This window comes from Candidatus Hecatella orcuttiae, from assembly GCF_002009985.1.
In the GTDB taxonomy this organism is placed as follows: Archaea; Thermoproteota; Bathyarchaeia; order Hecatellales; family Hecatellaceae; genus Hecatella; species Hecatella orcuttiae.
The window spans coordinates 1,047,203-1,063,269 of record NZ_MTLX02000005.1; the positions used below are offsets into that span (position 1 = coordinate 1,047,203).

17 protein-coding genes are annotated in these 16,067 nt (G+C 52.0%); 9 read left to right on the forward strand and 8 right to left on the reverse strand.

All coding sequences use genetic code 11. The features are described 5' to 3' along the window. Positions 1–9: 9 nt before the first annotated feature. Positions 10–285, forward strand: coding sequence for a 30S ribosomal protein S26e (locus BWM17_RS08425; protein ID WP_309493483.1), 276 nt, complete (start codon positions 10–12; stop codon positions 283–285). A 61-nt stretch (positions 286–346) separates the two neighbouring features. Further along, a complete protein-coding gene (locus tag BWM17_RS08430) occupies positions 347–685 on the forward strand; it encodes a PadR family transcriptional regulator (protein WP_309493484.1) in 339 nt (112 codons plus the stop codon). On the opposite strand, the gene BWM17_RS08435 is transcribed toward BWM17_RS08430, so the two are convergent. After that, a complete protein-coding gene (locus BWM17_RS08435; protein WP_309493485.1) occupies positions 682–1,500 on the reverse strand; it encodes an HD domain-containing protein in 819 nt (272 codons plus the stop codon). The two genes, BWM17_RS08430 and BWM17_RS08435, sit on opposite strands and share 4 nt — an antisense overlap. Before the next feature lie 90 nt (positions 1,501–1,590). Beyond that, entirely contained in the window at positions 1,591–3,270 is a 1,680-nt protein-coding gene (locus BWM17_RS08440) for an alkaline phosphatase family protein (protein WP_309493486.1), read from the reverse strand. Between the two features lie 343 nt (positions 3,271–3,613). Here BWM17_RS08440 and BWM17_RS08445 point away from each other — a divergent pair, with 343 nt between their 5' ends. The 3 genes from BWM17_RS08445 (at position 3,614) to BWM17_RS08455 (ending at position 6,356) form a co-directional block, all read left to right on the forward strand. Further along, on the forward strand, positions 3,614–4,978 hold the full coding sequence (locus tag BWM17_RS08445) for a phosphomannomutase/phosphoglucomutase (RefSeq protein ID WP_309493487.1): 1,365 nt from the start codon (positions 3,614–3,616) through the stop codon (positions 4,976–4,978). Positions 4,979–5,087: 109 nt separating this feature from the next. Next, positions 5,088–5,657 carry a hypothetical protein gene (locus BWM17_RS08450; protein ID WP_309493488.1) on the forward strand — a complete coding sequence of 190 codons (570 nt, stop codon included), beginning with the start codon at positions 5,088–5,090 and terminating at the stop codon, positions 5,655–5,657. 48 nt (positions 5,658–5,705) lie between these two features. Further along, positions 5,706–6,356 (forward strand): MBL fold metallo-hydrolase, encoded by a 651-nt coding sequence (locus tag BWM17_RS08455; RefSeq protein WP_309493489.1) that lies wholly within the window; start codon positions 5,706–5,708, stop codon positions 6,354–6,356. A 250-nt stretch (positions 6,357–6,606) separates the two neighbouring features. On the opposite strand, the gene BWM17_RS08460 is transcribed toward BWM17_RS08455, so the two are convergent. Next, positions 6,607–7,299, reverse strand: a complete 693-nt coding sequence (locus tag BWM17_RS08460; RefSeq protein ID WP_309493490.1) for an MFS transporter — start codon at positions 7,297–7,299, stop codon at positions 6,607–6,609. A gap of 222 nt (positions 7,300–7,521) precedes the next feature. Here BWM17_RS08460 and BWM17_RS08465 point away from each other — a divergent pair, with 222 nt between their 5' ends. The 3 genes from BWM17_RS08465 (at position 7,522) to BWM17_RS08475 (ending at position 9,449) form a co-directional block, all read left to right on the forward strand. Further along, complete coding sequence (locus BWM17_RS08465; RefSeq protein WP_342766517.1) at positions 7,522–8,538, forward strand: alanine--glyoxylate aminotransferase family protein; 1,017 nt, start codon at positions 7,522–7,524, stop codon at positions 8,536–8,538. Between the two features lie 55 nt (positions 8,539–8,593). Then, positions 8,594–9,145, forward strand: a complete 552-nt coding sequence (locus tag BWM17_RS08470) for a nitroreductase family protein (protein WP_309493492.1) — start codon at positions 8,594–8,596, stop codon at positions 9,143–9,145. 172 nt (positions 9,146–9,317) lie between these two features. After that, a complete protein-coding gene (locus BWM17_RS08475) occupies positions 9,318–9,449 on the forward strand; it encodes a hypothetical protein (protein WP_309493493.1) in 132 nt (43 codons plus the stop codon). Between the two features lie 76 nt (positions 9,450–9,525). Here BWM17_RS08475 and pheT read toward each other — a convergent pair whose 3' ends face one another. From pheT to BWM17_RS08495, 4 genes are all read right to left on the reverse strand, one after another. Continuing rightward, the gene (pheT, locus tag BWM17_RS08480; protein WP_309493494.1) at positions 9,526–11,199 is read right to left on the reverse strand and encodes a phenylalanine--tRNA ligase subunit beta; all 1,674 of its coding nucleotides are present in this window, start codon (positions 11,197–11,199) and stop codon (positions 9,526–9,528) included. After that, positions 11,200–12,699: a phenylalanine--tRNA ligase subunit alpha gene (locus BWM17_RS08485; protein ID WP_309493765.1), complete on the reverse strand. Its 1,500-nt coding sequence runs from the start codon at positions 12,697–12,699 to the stop codon at positions 11,200–11,202. A gap of 73 nt (positions 12,700–12,772) precedes the next feature. Then, positions 12,773–13,033 (reverse strand): hypothetical protein, encoded by a 261-nt coding sequence (locus BWM17_RS08490; RefSeq protein WP_309493495.1) that lies wholly within the window; start codon positions 13,031–13,033, stop codon positions 12,773–12,775. A gap of 218 nt (positions 13,034–13,251) precedes the next feature. Next, a complete protein-coding gene (locus tag BWM17_RS08495; protein WP_309493496.1) occupies positions 13,252–14,268 on the reverse strand; it encodes a hypothetical protein in 1,017 nt (338 codons plus the stop codon). Between the two features lie 136 nt (positions 14,269–14,404). Here BWM17_RS08495 and BWM17_RS08500 point away from each other — a divergent pair, with 136 nt between their 5' ends. After that, positions 14,405–15,553, forward strand: coding sequence for a tryptophan--tRNA ligase (locus tag BWM17_RS08500; protein ID WP_309493497.1), 1,149 nt, complete (start codon positions 14,405–14,407; stop codon positions 15,551–15,553). On the opposite strand, the gene BWM17_RS08505 is transcribed toward BWM17_RS08500, so the two are convergent. Next, positions 15,543–16,031: a phosphopantetheine adenylyltransferase gene (locus BWM17_RS08505; protein ID WP_309493498.1), complete on the reverse strand. Its 489-nt coding sequence runs from the start codon at positions 16,029–16,031 to the stop codon at positions 15,543–15,545. The two genes, BWM17_RS08500 and BWM17_RS08505, sit on opposite strands and share 11 nt — an antisense overlap. Between the last annotated feature and the right edge of the window lie 36 nt (positions 16,032–16,067).

Below are 16,067 nucleotides of genomic sequence, written 5' to 3' on the forward strand. Positions count from 1 at the left end.
TTATGGCAAATGGGGAAAAAAAGGAAAAGCAGAGGAAGGGGAAAAGGCGGTAAAGGAAGAAGTGAAATAGTTCAATGCGACAGCTGCGGAGGCATGGTACCTCGGGATAAAGTGAAAAAAGTCACCGCCTGGGTTTCCTTTGTAGACCCAGCTTTGAGTAAGGAGCTCAGAGCCCAAGGAGCCTTCATCCCCCGAGAAAGGGTGACTAAGTATTATTGCGTATCATGTGCTGTGCACCGGGGAGTAGTGAAGGTTAGGTCAAAGGCGGAAAGAAGGCAGACTTAGTATCCCTTAAACTCAGGTAAAGTTTTCTTCCGCTGAAATTATCAGCGGAAAACCTTTTTTTTTGGGGGGGGGTGGGCTGAAGCTGAGCGTCAAAAGGCTGAACGACAAACTTACTAAGGAAAACCTATGGATTTACATCCTCGCAGAACTGGTGAAACGGCCCATGTACGCCTACGAGGTTGCCAAAGCCGTCAAGCAGAAATACATGATCCCCGCTGCCACCGTTACAACCTACGTGGTCCTCTATAAGATGAAAAGGGAGGGGTTGATAGAGAAAAAGGAAAAGTCTTTTCCCCTCTCAAGGCCGGCGAGAAAATATTACGGGATCACCGAGAAAGGCCTTAGAGCCTTAGAGGAGGGAAAAAGGCTTCTGAGACAAACCCTCGACGTTTTAGGTTAGCCTCTGCCAAGCGAGTAGCGCTGTCCTATTCTGGTGGCGGTGGTTTTGATTTCCACACCATTCTGGAGCGCCACGATCTCTATGAGCTCCTGAATACCTGAGGTCCTGATCTTCTGCTGCAGAATTTCCTCTATTTGAAACACACCAGCAGGGTTGCTCATCTTCACCAGAATTTTAAGCGGCCTATTTCCGCCTTTGCAGATCTCAACAGATTTGATGGATAAGGCTGAAAGAGAGTGAATGTCAACTTTTCCAATTTCATAGGGAACCCTCGCCCTCCCTTCAGCCATGTCAAGCCCATCGGCCACTTTGACTATTCCAGCTTCCACGCTTAGGCATTTCAGGTTTTCTTCACTTGAAAAAATGCAGTGAAGGATTTCCTGCTTTAACCGAAGCATCCGCTGCCGGTCTTTCTTATAAAGAACTGGAAGAAGCCTCTCCAAAACTCCCTCCGCTAATAGGCATCCGTGGATATGATGCAGCTCCCGGTGGACAGCGTTCCCTACATCGTGAAGGTAAGCTCCGCAGAGTGTGACCAGCTGGGAGTCCACGAGGTCGCCGTCTCCATCTTTAACAACCGACATGCTCACTTTCTCCGAGATGATGTCAGCGATTTCCAAGGCTGTTCCAGCCACAATCCTCGAGTGAACAGGCCCGTGGTCGTTGTACATCAGCCTCTTAACAGCCATGGTATTGGCCATGGAAAGATAGGTTTGAACGTCCGTGTCTTTTTCTAGGAGGTTAAACATCTTTCGCAGCTTGGGATTCTTCAAGTGCGAATAGATAAGCTTGGAGGAAACCAGGACCACTCCCACTCACCTAACCTCAAAAAGAGAAAGCACCGTATTAATAGGTTGGGAGGCGGGAGCGACAGCGCTGGGGGAGCCCTCAAGGGAGGGTTTAGCTTAATAACCCCACCCCTTCAATCTTTCTCTGATGAGTTTCTCCTCCTCCGCAGACCAAACTTCCTCGGGTTGATGTTCGTAGGCGGATTCCTTCTGAAGACGTACGTCTTCTTCGCTGACACCTTCGAGGATGTTTGTTAAAACTTGCCCATCCACATCATCAGGTATGGGTAAGCCCATGAGCTGCAGAACTGTAGGGAGCACGTCCACTGTTCTCACATCCACTTCAACCCCTTGTTTGACACCGTTTCCAGCCATCAGGAAAATTCCGTCTTCTACCGAAAGCGCTTCATGAGCGCCGGAGCGTATGGGGGAGGGCATGATCAGGGCTTCGGGGTTGGAAACGGGGGTCGCTCGGTCTGTGTGCTTCATGGTGAACACTAGGTCGCTGGCTTGGTCTACGAAGGGACCGGAGTAAATTTCCTCCCTCTTGTAAACTTTGTCCACCAAGTTTTCTCCGGTTTCCGGATCCTTCAGCTTGTACAGTTCGCTGATGATGTAGTCTCTCACTTTTTCGTATTCTTCCCCCGGATTTACAATGCCCTTCGGCTCTCTCCCCTTGAGGTTGATGTAGATGTCAAAATAATTGCCACAGTAAGCCTTGGTTTTACTCCAATCCACATCTTTAATGTTGAAACTGGGGAGAATGGACATCAAAGCCTTCTTGGCAATGAAGTCCCTGAGGAATTTCATAAGCTTCCGGCTCTTAAGCAGAAAACCGTTTTTTGAAGATTGGAAGTAAAACAGCCGCTCCACATTACCTGGCCCAAGTTTGCGGGTTAGGGTGTAGGTGGACCGCGGCTTCAACTTAAGCAAGCCAAGGGACATCAGCCACTCGTCTAAGTAGAAAATACGATATTGAGGTTCAAATCCGTGGTCTGAAAGCGCAACTACAACAGTGTCTTCGTCCAGTTTTGCAACTATCTCGCCGATGATGCTGTCGATTTTCTGGTAGAAGGAGAGGACGGTGTCTCCGTACTCCTTCGCCTCCTCTGGGTTGTAGGAAGGATGGTTTGGGTCCATGTACTTCCAGAAAAAGTGCTGAATTCTGTCAAGAGCGGTGAAGACGATGAGGAAGAAATCCCAGTCGTAGCGTTCCATGAGGTATAAAGCTGTTTTCCCCCTGTTCTCCTCTATGGAACGCAGCTCCTCGATGAAGGAATCCCGGGTGGCCATGTAGCCGCACAGCATCGGGTCAACTTCTTCCTTGTAGTCGCTGATTTCTTCCATGAGGCTCTTGGGGTACGCGGATGTTTGGCCCGGCGAGGGAATGCCTGAAATCATAAAGCCGTCGACTTTGTCAGGGGGGTATGTGGCTGGGAGGTTGACGATGCCAACTTTTCTTCCCGCCTCGTTGAGTATATTCCATATGGCCTTCGTCCTCCTCAGCTTTGAGTTGGCAATCTGCATGTCGTAGCCGCCTTCTCGCCGCTGCGTGAAATTGAAGATTCCGTGTTTCCCAGGGTTTTTTCCGGTTACGATGGAGGTCCAAGAAGTGGGGCTGCTTGGGGGGATCGTTGAAATAAGCCTACCGCCCACCCCTTTCGCTCTTATGCGGGATAGGTTGGGTAGTTTGCCTTCCCGCATCCACTGGCTAGTAAGCTTGTAGGAGGCTCCGTCCAAACCGAAAATGAAAACTTTTTTCCTTTTCTCTGAAGCGGCTCCAGCCTCCGAACCCATAAAACATTATCACCCTTTTTCAATTATTAAATCATATCGATGTCCAGAGGAGGACAGCGGAAGAAAGCACAGATTTCCCACCTTCTAATCAAATAAGAGGATAATTGGCATGAAAGCATAGACTATTCCCTATTTATCCTGATATTTAAAATTTTATCCGGTCAATATACTTAAAACAGTCGTATGGGCGGATATCCCCGAGATAATTCTAAAGCTAGCCCGCCAGCCTATACTTTCGACCGTCTTCAGCCGGTTGCTAGTTTCTTTTAGGGTTTTTCGTCTGCCTTAAATCTTATCAGTTCGACATCCTTTTCAGCTATTAAGGGTAAAAGGGGGGAGCTGCTTGGCAGGTATTTTCAGAGCCTACGACATCAGGGGAATCTACGGACAAGACTTAACCCCTGAACTGGCGTTGAAAATCGGATTAGCCTTCGGGAACTTTTTGGGCGGCCGTGAACAGGTGGTTGTGGGAAGAGACTCCAGACTAAGCGGCCCTCCCTTGGAGAGAGCTCTTACAGCGGGGCTTATGGCTTCAGGCTGCAGCTGCGTAGGGCTGGGAATAGTCCCCACACCTGTTCTCTACTTCGCTTCTGTTCACTACGGACAGAGGGGGGGCGTGATGTTGACGGCTTCTCACAATCCGCCTCAATACAACGGATTCAAACTCTGCCGGGGAGGTGTCGCCTACTCCTACGAAACCTGTATAGGGAAATTGGAGGAAGCCGTTGAGAAAGCTTCCTTTACTCTTGCAAGCTGGCAAAGAGTGGGAGCCTACGAGAAGCAAGAGGTGCTAGGCGACTATAGCAGCTGCGTGATCAAAAACCTTCGACTGGAAAAAAAATTGAAGATAGTCTTAGACATAGGCAACGGCGCTTGCGGATATTCGGAGAAAATCTTCCGAAACCTAGGCTGTCAAGTTGGCAGAACCCTCTTCCCGGAGCCTGATGGGAGATTTCCTAACCACATCCCTGACCCCCTCAAGGAGGAGACCCTTACAGCTTTGAGGCAGGAGGTAGTGGCGTCCAAAGCCGACATGGGTGTGGCCTTCGACGGGGACGGAGACAGGGTGGGGTTTGTGGATGACAGGGGGCGCATTGTCCCCGGGGACTCTGCTTTCATTCTCTTCGTGAGAGATGTTCTCAAAAAGCATCCTGCCTCGAAGATTGTTCTCAATGTTTTATGCTCCAAGGCGGTGGTAGAGGATATCCTAGCCCATGGGGGAGCCCCTGTAACGTCGAGGGTTGGACACTCCTACATTCAAGAAGCTTTTCTTCGGGAGGAGGCCGCTCTGGCCGGGGAGGTCAGCGGCCATTATTATTTCGGCCGAGAATATTACGGCTACGACGACGGAATCTACGCTGCCCTCCGGATGGCTGAAATTCTCTCCAAGTCTCCTGTGAAGTTCTCCCAGCTGGTGGATGGGCTACCTCGTTACGTTTCCTCCTCAGAGATACGTATCCCCTGCTCTGACTCCATAAAGTTTAAAGTCGTCAACAGACTTCGGGAAAAGTTTCAAGGGGAAGGTTACCGAACGGTGACCATCGACGGGGTGAAGGTGGAGCTGGAAGACGGCTGGGGAGCTGTGAGAGCCTCTAACACCGAGCCGGTTCTGGTCTTCCGGTTTGAAGCCTCAACCTCAGAGAAGCTGGAGGAAATCCGCCGGTGGATGGTGGAGGAAGCAAAGAAGATGGCGACGTCTCTAACCTAGCCGGAGGCAATGCCCTCCTCCAGCAACCTGATGCCGGGAACTGGAGCTTTCGCCTCAAGCGACTTCCACTTAAATATCTCCGTAGTGTAAAAGAGGGTTGGGAAGGGTCTTGGGTGAAAATGAAGAGGTGGAGAAGCTTCGGCGGAGCCGAAGCAGAGTGGAGAAACGTATCACCCGCCTAAAAGCTGAACTGGACCATCTGACTCATATTCTCTCCGTCATCGACAAGCATCTTGCCGAAAGAGAGAAAGCGGAGGCTAAGCCGCCTGAAGCCAAGCCTGCGGCTCCGGAGGAGAAGGTTACTCCGAAGCCTCCACCGGTTTCAGTCCAAGCGATTCCCTTGGTGGCTGCCTCAGGGGTTACTCTTGGAACCCTATACTTAGGTGAAAACGAGATTAGGGTGATTCCTTCTAGGGACTTAGAATTTAACGTCAATACTCCCCCTTTCAACCAGTTTCTCATAACCAAAGTGCTGGCGGGGATGGTGACTAAGGATAGGGAAGAAGCCGTGGCAGGAGCCATAACCCCGGATGAAATCTTAACCTACCGGGTGATGCGGGAGGGGGACATTCTGAAGGAGCTGGTAATCAGAAACTACAGGGAAGAGAAGAGAGCCGTCACCCTCAAAAACTCCATCCGATGGACCTTAGAGAAAATGTACGAGAAGATGAAAACCTAGCGGAAGGCTAAAATATTCTAGGCTGCAATAAAACCTTCGGTGCTGAAAATGCTGGAATATAAAGGCTTGAAGATAAGCTGGCTGGGCCACGCAGGCTTCAAGATAACCGACGGTAAAACCATCTACATCGACCCCTACCAGATTAAAGGCGAAGGGGAAGCTGACTTGCTTCTGATCACCCATGAACACTTTGACCACCTGAGCCTCGAGGACATCAAAAAAATTGCTTCAGAAAAAACCGTGGTGATCACCACGCCTATGGCTGAACCTCAACTGGCTAAGCTGAAGGTTAAAGAGGTGAAAACTGTAAAGCCGGGGGATAGAGTTGACGTGGAAGGCGTCACCGTCGAGGCTGTACCCGCCTACAACTTGGACAAGTTTCGCTCACCAGGCCGAGTTTTCCACCCCAAAGAAGATGGGAAAGTAGGCTTTGTGCTCACCTTCCAAGGGGCGAAAATCTACCACGCAGGAGACACGGACGCTGTGCCGGAAATGAAAGACATCCAGCCCGATATCGCCTTGCTCCCCGTAAGCGGAACCTATGTCATGACGGCTGTAGAGGCCGCTGAGGCTGTGAAGCTCCTGAAGCCTAAGCTGGCTGTGCCCATGCACTACGGAAGCATCGTCGGAGACGAGGAAGACGCTAAAAAGTTTAAAGAAACAGCCTCCTGCGACGTGCAGATCCTGAGTAAGGAGTAGGCTTCCCTCCCTTTTTACTCCCTGAGGAAACAGCAGCCTCGTCCACCACCCCATTCAGCCTCATGGAGGCGACAGAGTGGAGGAAGAAAACCGCCTGATGAAAGAACATGAGAAAAGGAGAAAGTCGAAAAGGAAAAGAAGAGGACCCTACCGGAAAGCTTTCTTGGGCGGGAAACAGCGGAAAATCGAATAAGCATACACATGAATATGGAGGAGAGAACACTAGACCCCGGGCCAGATTACGTCTTTTTTAAACGGACTCTTCAAGGTCGAAAAGCCCCTTAAACAGGGGTTCCGCCTTCGTTTCCGCGGAGGTGCTTCCCTCACCTTCCTGTTTTTCTTTCCACGGCTCCTTCACGTAAAGGTACATGAAGACCGTTCCGAAGACTATGAGCAAAGCTCCTACTAGGAAGGTGATCCTGAAACCTGCCTGCTGAGCTAGGAAACCTCCGAAGGCCGGCCCTACAATCCAGCCCATATACCACACTCGCTCATAGATGCCCATGGCCCAGCCACGCTGCCTCGCGGGGGCTATGTCGGCGATGTAGGCGGGCACGGTGACGCCTAAGGCCGCCCAAGTGGCGCCTTCGAGGGCTTGGATGGGGAACACGGCTATGAAACTCCCCGCCGTAGCGTAGAGGGAGAAGGCGGCCATGAAGCCGACCATGGACAAAAGCATAATCGGCCTTCTCCCCACCCGGTCTGAAAGCCTGCCGAGCATAGGGGCGGCTAGTGCTCCTGCAAGGGCGCCGGTCATGAATATGAGGCCTATGTGAAATCTTGAAGCCCCCAAGTCGTCTACAATGTAGAGGGCGAGGATGGAGTAAACCATCCCTGAGCAGATCATGAGAGGCAGGATGGAGATGCACAGTAGGTACAGTTTTCTTTTTCTCCAACCCGTTGAGGCGGAGTCTTCTGAAAAACCGAAGATCTTCCCAGCCATAAGAAACCCTCCTATAAAGGAAAGCGAACTACCTATTTATGCTGTGCAACACCGATTTCAACGTATGGATTTATCTGAAAGCTTAGGCGGAGGAAGACCGCAGCAGATGTAGTAGTTTATATATTTTTTTGCCATTGGTTTTATCCATCGGAATAAGGGGGAGATGCTGTGAAACTTTTCACCGTGGGACCCGTAGCCTGCTATCCTGAGGTTCTGGAAGAAATGAAACGCCAAATGTTCAGTCATAGAAGTAAAGAGTATAGGGAGCTTCACAGGGATACAGTGGAAAAAATGCAGCGTTTCCTTGAAACGAAAAACCAAGTATTCCTAGTGCCCAGTTCAGGGACGGGGATCATGGAGGGTTCGGTGCGAAACTGCGTGGAAAAAAAGATGCTGTGCTGTGTCAATGGCTCCTTCGGCGAACGCTACGTGGAGGTCGGGGAATCTAACGGAAAAATCGTCGAAAAACTTGAGCCTAAGCTTGGAAGCCCTATTACCCCTGAGCTTTTAGAGGAAAAGCTTTCTTCATGCCCGGATGTGGAAGCCGTCACCATCACCCACAACGAAACTAGTGTGGGGCTGATAAACCCGTTGAAAGACCTAGCCCGGGTGGTTAAGAAACATGGAAAACTCCTGTTCGTCGACGCGGTGAGCGCCATGGGTGGAACGGAGATCAGAGTGGACGAGTGGAAAATCGACGTTTGCTTTGCAAGCTCCCAGAAATGCTTCGGCCTCCCCCCAGGGTTGGCGGTGGGAAGCGTAAGCGAAGAAGCCTTAGAGAGGTCTGAGAAAGCCAAGAATAAGGGATGGTACTTTGACTTCAAACTCCTAGAGAAATATCAGAAAACCCAGTGGAGCACACCTATGACTCCGGCGATCCCCCAAATATTTGCCCTGAAAAAGATGTTAGAGATGATCGAGGAGAGGGGAGGCAAGCAAGCGCATTTTCAGCTCTACAGGAAGAGAAGTGAAAAAATAATGAAGGGCGTGAAAGAGCTGAACTTGACCCTATTTCCGGAGAGGGGATATGAGAGCCCCACGGTTACATGTGTAAACGCTCCTCCAGGAGTCAGCGGTTTAGAGATCTACGAGAAGATGAGGGGGAAAGGTTTCGAGTTGGCTAAAGGTTATGGAGACATCAAGGAGAAAACCTTCCGAATCGGGAACATGGGCTACATCTCCTTTGAAGACATAGACTCCATGCTTCAAGCACTGGAAGAGGTTTTGAAAAAACCCTGAAAAGGGGAAAGCTTTCTTTAAATATGAGGATCCGTCTATCTAGGTGTGAGCGGTCATGAGCGAAGTTTTAAACACCATCAAAAATAGGAGAAGCGTCAGGAAATTTCTGACCACCCCCATAGAAGAAGATAAAGTTGAAGCCATCCTTACAGCTGGCCAGTGGGCGCCTTCCTTCGTAAATCTCCAACCTTGGAAATTCATCGTCGTCCGAGACCCTGAGACAAAGAAGAAGCTGGCTGAGATTTTGAAGATGCCCATGGTGGGGATTATCTATCGGGGGGAGATAGCCTACGATCAGCTTCCCCACGTTCCAGTTATCATCGTTGTTGTCGTCGACCCGAACAAAGACAAGCTTCACTATGTAGAGGATGGCGCTGTGGCTACTCAGAACATGGCCTTAGCCGCCCACAGCCTTGGACTTGGCACCTATTGGATAGGCGTTTACAACCACACCTACATTGAAGATGAAATAAAGAAGGCTTTGGAAATTCCTGTCGACTGTAGGGTTATCTCGCTGATGCCCGTGGGAGTAGCTGCGGAGACTCCCCAAAAGGATAGGGAAAGCCTCGGAAACATTGTCTACTATGATAAATTCGGAAAACGCTGAATTCAATTCAGAACTCTAACTCATCTCTTTTTTAATTAATTCTTTAAAATGAGCTCTTCGCTTATTGGCAGGGTTCTGACATTAGTCCTAGGTTTTGGAGGGGGAAACTCTCCCCTTCCCCGGTTTCAAAGGGATGGCTTGTGGCCCGAATAACTAACACTCAGCATCACCGTTGAGCAGACGCTCATCTCAGCTGAGCTCTCTCGTATCGGGCTTTTCCGCCAAACCCTTTGCCGCCACCGCCCTGTCCCGCCGCTGGGTTTTCTCCGTCTTCATTGTAAGCGCCCGGCTGGACGCTTCCTAGGTTGGATCCGTGTCAGCGGTTTTTCGGACGGTGGTTTCGGTTTCCTTGAGGCTAATGAAACTCTCGCGTTGGCGGCTTATATTTTTCCCTCTGGAAACAGTTGGGATAGGTTGATCTCCAAAGCGACCACAGGGTTTGGTAAGCTGAAGTTTTCCAGTACTTGAGGGTGGATCTCGCCTAAGACGGCAAAGTCTTCTTTTCCATCGAGCCTTAAGCCCGCGGCTCTACCGGGGATAAAGCTGGGATGATTTAGTCTTCTTATCTCCCAGTTTTCCACTTTTACCAGCCTCAGGAATTCGAAGGCTAAGGCTTGGATCTCCTCATAGCTGACTTTGTAGTTGCAAACAGCTGCAGCCAGTTTCCACTCTTCTTTGACGCTGTTATCGGTTTGGGGGTCAGGTTTTACGGTAGTCCCCAGCTCAAAGACCCTTTGAGGATAGTCCACATGGGTGTTGTGGGAAAGAAACTCCATCAAGCTTGGCAGCAGCCATAAGCGGAGTTGGGAAAATTCCGCGGTCATGGGGTTGGCCAACTCCACCAGTTCCCCCTCTTCAAGCCCCATCTTGGTAAGCTGGTTTTCTCTGCTTGTCAGAAGATAGCTGGCGACCTCTTGGAAGCCGAAGCCCACCATGAGGTCCCGGAGCTTTCTGGCTGCCACCGACCGGGGAAGCTCCCTGCCTAGAGTGGATGTGGGGGGAAGCTGAGGCCCCACCCGGTGGTAGCCGTAGCCTATGATAATGTCCTCAACGATGTCGATGGGGTGGAGAACGTCGCAGCGGTAAGGTGGGATAAGAACTTCCATTTCCCCTTTTCCCGTCGCCTTGGCTCCCAGCCTCATCCTCTCCGCCAGCCTACAAGCTTCCCGAAGGCTCAGGTTTAATCCTGAAACCTCGTTTACATAGGCTAGACTCAGCCGGAGCTTCGCAGCCTCAAGGCGGGGAGTCCTAATTCTCCGCCTCGGATAGTTCACCTGAACTCTCTCAATCCGGCCGCCTCTCTCCCAAAGGCTGGCGGCCAGAATGTTTACAGCCTTCTCAGCCACCTGCGGGCTTGTGCTTGTGGTGTCGATGAAGAGGTTTCGGGTCGAGGGCGTAACCTTAGTCTCTTCGCTGTTAACGATAGGAGGCATGGAAAGCACTTGGCCTTCCGAGTCCACCAGCAGGGGGAAACGGGTTAAACCCTCCAAGAGGTGAGCGTACTCTAAACCTTGAGGAGTTTGGCTTAGAATCTCGCGGGCTGTGAGTGGCTGAGCGCCTTCTAAGGGGGTAAACTTTATCTTCTGAGGCTCAAGAGCCGTGTAGGTTATGGGCGGTTTCACCTTGTCTAGATCGTAGACTCCGATGGAGGCTTTTCTCCTTCGACGGCAGAGGTTTTCGTCGAGTTTATCCTGCAGTCTCATCAGCTGAGCTATGGTACTGTCAGTCATCCGGAGGCCCCGCACCACAGCGCAGGCTATGTAGGGGCGAATCTTTTTAACAGAGTCTGAAACCTTCACCGAAACCCCGCTGGGCTTGGCGGAGTAGGGCCTGTAGCCTGTTTGAATTCCTAGGAAACCCTTGAGGGCGCGGGCGATGCCTTCGGCGGAAAGCATGTCCGGCCTGTCGGCGTTAACCTCCACCGTGAATTCCTCGCCTTCCATGTTCTTGACTTCGCATTTGATCCGAGGCAACCACTCTTCCAGTTCGGAGCGGGAGAGTTTTCTTCCCAGAAGCCGGTAGAAGTCCTTTTTTTCCAAAGTAACCGTGGGCATTTAGAGGGTCCTCTCCCGGAGGAACTCTAACCTTCTAGAGTGAAGCTCTCGGATGTCGTCGATGCCCAGTTTAGCCATGGCCAGTCTGCCGATGCCTATCCCCCAAGCCAGCACAGGGTATTTGGCTCCCAAAGGCTTAGCCACCTCAGGCCTGAACAGCCCAGCTCCCGCTGCTTCCACCCAGCCTAGCTTGGGGTGGTAGACGAAAGCCTCCACGCTGGGCTCGGTGAAGGGAAAGTAGCCGGGTTTGAAGCTGAGTTTTCCCAGCCCTAGGGCTTTTCCGATCTCCTCTAAGAATCCGAGGAGATGGCGGAAGGTAAGCCCGCGGTCCATGACGATGCCGTCGCATTGGTGGAACTCCATGGCATGCCGGGCGTCGAGGACGTCGGGTCTGAAGACTTGGGAAAGACAGAACATCTTCACAGGCGGCTTGGTGTGCTGGGCGAGAAACCTGACTGAAACTGCTGTGGTCTGAGTTCGGAGGATCAGCCTCTTAGCCACCTCTGGATTCCACTTGTACCGCCATCCTGTAGACCCTGTGACCCAGCCATTCTCATGAACCTTCTTAATCCTTCGGACAAGCTTTTCATTTCCTAGACTGCCACGGCTGGGCTTCTTCAACTGGTAGCTGTCGTGGATCTCCCGAGCTGGGTGGTCTTGAGGCTGAAAGAGAACGTCGAAATTCCAGAACTCCGTCTCCACACAGGGGCCCTCCGCCTCCTCAAAGCCCATGGAAAGCAGGATTCTTTTCACTTCTTCAAGAAATTCCATGTAGAAATGCTTCCGGCCGGGGTAGACCTTGGGCGGGGAGGCTGCGATGTCGTATTCCCGAAACTTAACCTCCCTCCACCGGCCTGAGGTTATCAGCTCCCCGGTGAGGAGGGTTGTTTCCTCCGCCGCCGGCTTAGGCTCGAGGCTAAGCTGCCTTATGCCCTCCTCTGTCAGTTGGATTTCCCTCAGAACAGAGGTACGTTCCTCCACAAGCTTTCTCCTTTTCAGCTCCGCCGCCGCCTTCAGCTGCCTTGGGTCCAGCCGTTCTGACCGTAGCTCACCTTCCAGTTTCAGCTGCCTAAGAAAACGTTCGTCTTCTCCTTCTGGGGGAGGGACGGGGACGTGAAGCTCGATTTCCTCGTCTTTTCGGCTTATATGGCCCCAGCCTTTTCGAACCAGCCATCCTGAGGCTATGCTGACGGCTGAACTGGGGACTCCTGCCTTTTCCATGGCTTCCTCCAAAAGAGCCCGGCCGCCGAGGGAGACCACGGTTTCCGCCAGCCTTCTTTCTGGCAGCCTGTTTTCCGCGTAGAGGCTTCCTTCCGGTGTGAGGGTGAAAACTTGCTGCTTTCTTTCGAAGGTTTGAGCCCATCCCTTTTCTACCAGCGTCAGGACGGCTCTCATGACGGAGGAATGGCTTAGGCCAGTGGCTTTGACGAGGGCTTCAACAGAGGCTTTACCCTCCTCCCTTCTCAACGCCTTCAGGACTTCGTAGACTGTTTCCTCCATCGACGGCAAGGGCTTCCCCCAGAAGCTTCGGACAATTCTTTACCTCGCAGGTTTCAAAAAGATTTCCTCTGGCTTAAGGCTGGGAGACTGGCTTCCTCACCCTGCTTCGAGGCTTTTGGAAGGCGGGCTCGCTGATTACCTTGGCTTCCACCATCTTGAGGACGGAACGGACACTGGCCTCTCCCTTAAGTTTGCCTAAGCCTCCAACGGAACGAGTCCACCTTAGCTTGGTGGAGCTGCTTTTGGAGTTGTAAACCACGCCCACCACGTTTTCAGCCTTCGTAAACTGGATTTCCCCTATTTTTTTGAGGCTAACTTTGTCCTCCGCCTCCACGTAGATCAGGCCTTTTTCAGCCAGCCGCTCGGGGTAAACGGTTTCATCCCTCAGATACTCTGGAGGGATGAAAGAATAGCAACAGCTTAGGATTACAAACTTCCTGAAAGCCTCCAGCGGGCATGAGGTTTCAATGGATACCGACCTCTCCTACCTCCTAACTGAACTCGCCTGAAACCCGGAAGCCAATCTATCATCTTTTTCAAAAGATTAAAACGTTATTCTTTGGGAAGGGAAGCAGCCTTCAAAGCCCGGGAAACAGCCTCATCCAGTTCCCTCTCGGAAGCCACCCCGACCATGCAGGCGGCCACCTTCGGGATGCTGTAAACGTAGCGGAAGGCGGTTTCAGGCGGTATCCTCCCTCCTCCCAGAGGTTTGATGGCGATAACCGGTCTGCTCGCCGCCTTCAGGGCCTCCACGGCCGCTTCCTGGGTGGGGAACATCATGATCCCCCGCCTGTTCACGGGAGTGACGTAGCCCTCAAAACGGATTCCCGCCTTTTCTAAAACAGGCACCGTCAAGCCTGCGTGATGGATTCCTAAGAGCGTTGCGCAGCCAAGTCTATCCTGTAGCCGGCTGACGACTTCCCCCAGCAGGTCCAGCCTATCTGTGAGGGTGAGGAAATCGGTTTCAGAACCGGGTTCAGTGAACAGAAGCCTAAAGCCTTGAAGGCTTGAGGCAGCCTCGTCCAGTTTTTTAAAGTCGATTTTCATGTTTTCAATTTCTCTTCTTTCATAAGGCCTGCCGTGGAGGAGGGTGTAGCGGAATTTTTCTTCCCAGTTTTCCCTGCAGAGCAGCACCGGGTCTTCCATGTATTTCTTTAAAACTTCACCGCTCACCTTCTTTTCAGCTTGGTAGTAGGTGAGCCATCTTCTGTAGTCGTCCACGGGTTTCCCTCCCACCACCAAGGGTATTCTGAAGCAGGCTATCAGGGCCAGTTCCACTGAGGTTCGCTGCTCGGTTTTCCTCACAGCCTCCAGAAACAGGGAAGCCAGCCGGCCTTCGCTTGGCTGAGCTCCGATGACGGCGACCCCATAGTGGGCAACCGCTCTACTTAGAATTTTCACGGTGTTTTCCACGTTGGAGAAGCGGGAAGCCAACTCGCGGTTCTTTTCAGGGCCTTGGTAGGATTCTCCGACGAAAGGGAGATGACCGAGGATCAGCCGGGGGACGGGGATTCCGCCTATCTTCACCAGGGGCAGGGAGGCGGCTTCCAGATAGTCTCTCATGCTCACCGCCTGAATAATGAGGGGTTGTTAACTAGTTTTTCTCCTCTCACCCAAAAAGCTTGCTCGGCCTCTAGGCTGCGAAAAGGTTTATTTCTGCTCAAGGCTTCAAATTTCAGTATTTGGCGGTTTCGAGGGTAGGCTTATGGCGGATTTCGAAGAGGAGATGGTGGTCACCCCTTGGAAAGTAGCCGGGAAGATAGACTACGAAAAGTTGATCAAACAGTTCGGCGTGGAGCCTCTCACCGACGAGCTTTTGAGGCGTCTGGAGAAGTTTACAGGCCGCCTTCACCTCCAATTGAGGAGGAAGATATTTTTTTCCCATAGGGATCTAGACTGGATTCTAACCCTCTACGAACGAGGTGAAAAATTCGTCCTCTACACGGGAAGAGGCCCCTCGGGGCCTGTTCACATAGGCCACATCGTGCCTTGGATCTTCACCAAACATCTTCAGGAGGCCTTCGACGCTAAGCTTTACTTCCAGATGACCGACGATGAGAAATTCCTCATCCACGACGACTTCACCCTTCAAAAGGCGGTAAGCCTTACCTACGACAACGCCCTCGACGTGGTGGCAGTGGGCTTCAACCCTGAGAAGACGAGGATCATTTCCGACGTGAGGCACATCGAGTCCCTCTACCATCTGGCTCTGAGAGTAAGCCGGCATATCACCTACTCCACCATCAAGGCGGTCTTCGGCATCGGAGAAAGCGACAACATAGGATTGTCCTTCTTCCCCGCCGTTCAGGCTGCCCCCGCCTTCCTCGAGTCCGTGCTGGCTGGGAAGCCTGTTCCCTGCCTGATCCCCGCGGCCATCGACCAAGACCCCTACTGGAGGGTCACCCGGGATGTGGCTCCGAAAATAGGCTTCTATAAGCCGGCTCAAATCCACAGCCGCTTCCTCCCAGGGCTTGGGAAAGGAGGCAAAATGTCGGCTTCCCAGCCTGAAACCTGCATCTTTCTCACCGACCCTCCGGAGGTGGCTGAGAAGAAAGTCATGAACGCCTTCACAGGCGGCAGGCCCACTGCGGAGGAGCAGAGGAAGCTGGGGGGGTTACCTGAAATCTGCCCCGTCCACCAGTACCTTTTTTTCCTTTTCGAGGAAGACGACGAGAAAATGCGGCGGCTTTGGGAAGACTGCAAGGGAGGCCGAATCCTCTGCTGGGAGTGCAAGGAAATCCTAGCGGCCAAGGTTAAAAAATTCTTGGCTGAACATCAGAGGAAACGGAGTAAAGCGGAGAAGACGGTGAAAAAATACTTCTTATCCAAGGCCATCACCCCCTTCAAGGCCTAAGCCTCCGGCCTGCCCTGTCTATTTCTCCAGCCCGAATCCTCGTCGCTGAGATGGGTTTGCCGTCTTCAGCCAGCTGTTTTTCGAAGACCACGACCTCCACCTCCCTCAAGCCTCTTTCTCTTCGAGCCCTGTTTATTTCTCGGGCTACGGGATAGGTTTCCCGGCTTACCATGAGAGCATCCAGGTCTTCGAGGAAAGGAGCTGACCCCCATCGGCTGTCGATGGGGACGACACTACTTCTTTCAAGGAAGTCCTCCGCTCGGAGAAAATCTTCCAACGCCTTTTTCCTCTCCGAGTAAGGTCTAACTGGATGGCCTTTCGCCAACTCTTCAGCCAGCCGGTCGGTGCTCAGCCCGATGATGACGTATTCGCTCAGGCTGAAGGCTTCCCGCAGGATTTTTTCATGGCCTTGGTGGAGGATGTCGAAGGTTCCGCCTAAGGCCAGTTTCCTAAACTTTTTGACGGATTCCCTCGCCAAGGCTGAACCCTACTTTTATGTGCCACCTAACTCATT

Excerpts from the sequence above, each read along its gene's own strand:
- BWM17_RS08460 (WP_309493490.1), bottom strand. The coding sequence starts at position 7,299 with ATGGCTGGGAAGATCTTCGGTTTTTCAGAAGACTCCGCCTCAACGGGT.
- BWM17_RS08455 (WP_309493489.1), top strand. The coding sequence starts at position 5,706 with ATGCTGGAATATAAAGGCTTGAAGATAAGCTGGCTGGGCCACGCAGGC.
- BWM17_RS08485 (WP_309493765.1), bottom strand. The coding sequence starts at position 12,699 with ATGGAGGAAACAGTCTACGAAGTCCTGAAGGCGTTGAGAAGGGAGGAG.
- pheT (WP_309493494.1), bottom strand. The coding sequence starts at position 11,199 with ATGCCCACGGTTACTTTGGAAAAAAAGGACTTCTACCGGCTTCTGGGA.
- BWM17_RS08500 (WP_309493497.1), top strand. The coding sequence starts at position 14,405 with ATGGCGGATTTCGAAGAGGAGATGGTGGTCACCCCTTGGAAAGTAGCC.
- BWM17_RS08440 (WP_309493486.1), bottom strand. The coding sequence starts at position 3,270 with ATGGGTTCGGAGGCTGGAGCCGCTTCAGAGAAAAGGAAAAAAGTTTTC.
- BWM17_RS08465 (WP_342766517.1), top strand. The coding sequence starts at position 7,522 with ATGAAACGCCAAATGTTCAGTCATAGAAGTAAAGAGTATAGGGAGCTT.
- BWM17_RS08425 (WP_309493483.1), top strand. The coding sequence starts at position 10 with ATGGGGAAAAAAAGGAAAAGCAGAGGAAGGGGAAAAGGCGGTAAAGGA.
- BWM17_RS08470 (WP_309493492.1), top strand. The coding sequence starts at position 8,594 with ATGAGCGAAGTTTTAAACACCATCAAAAATAGGAGAAGCGTCAGGAAA.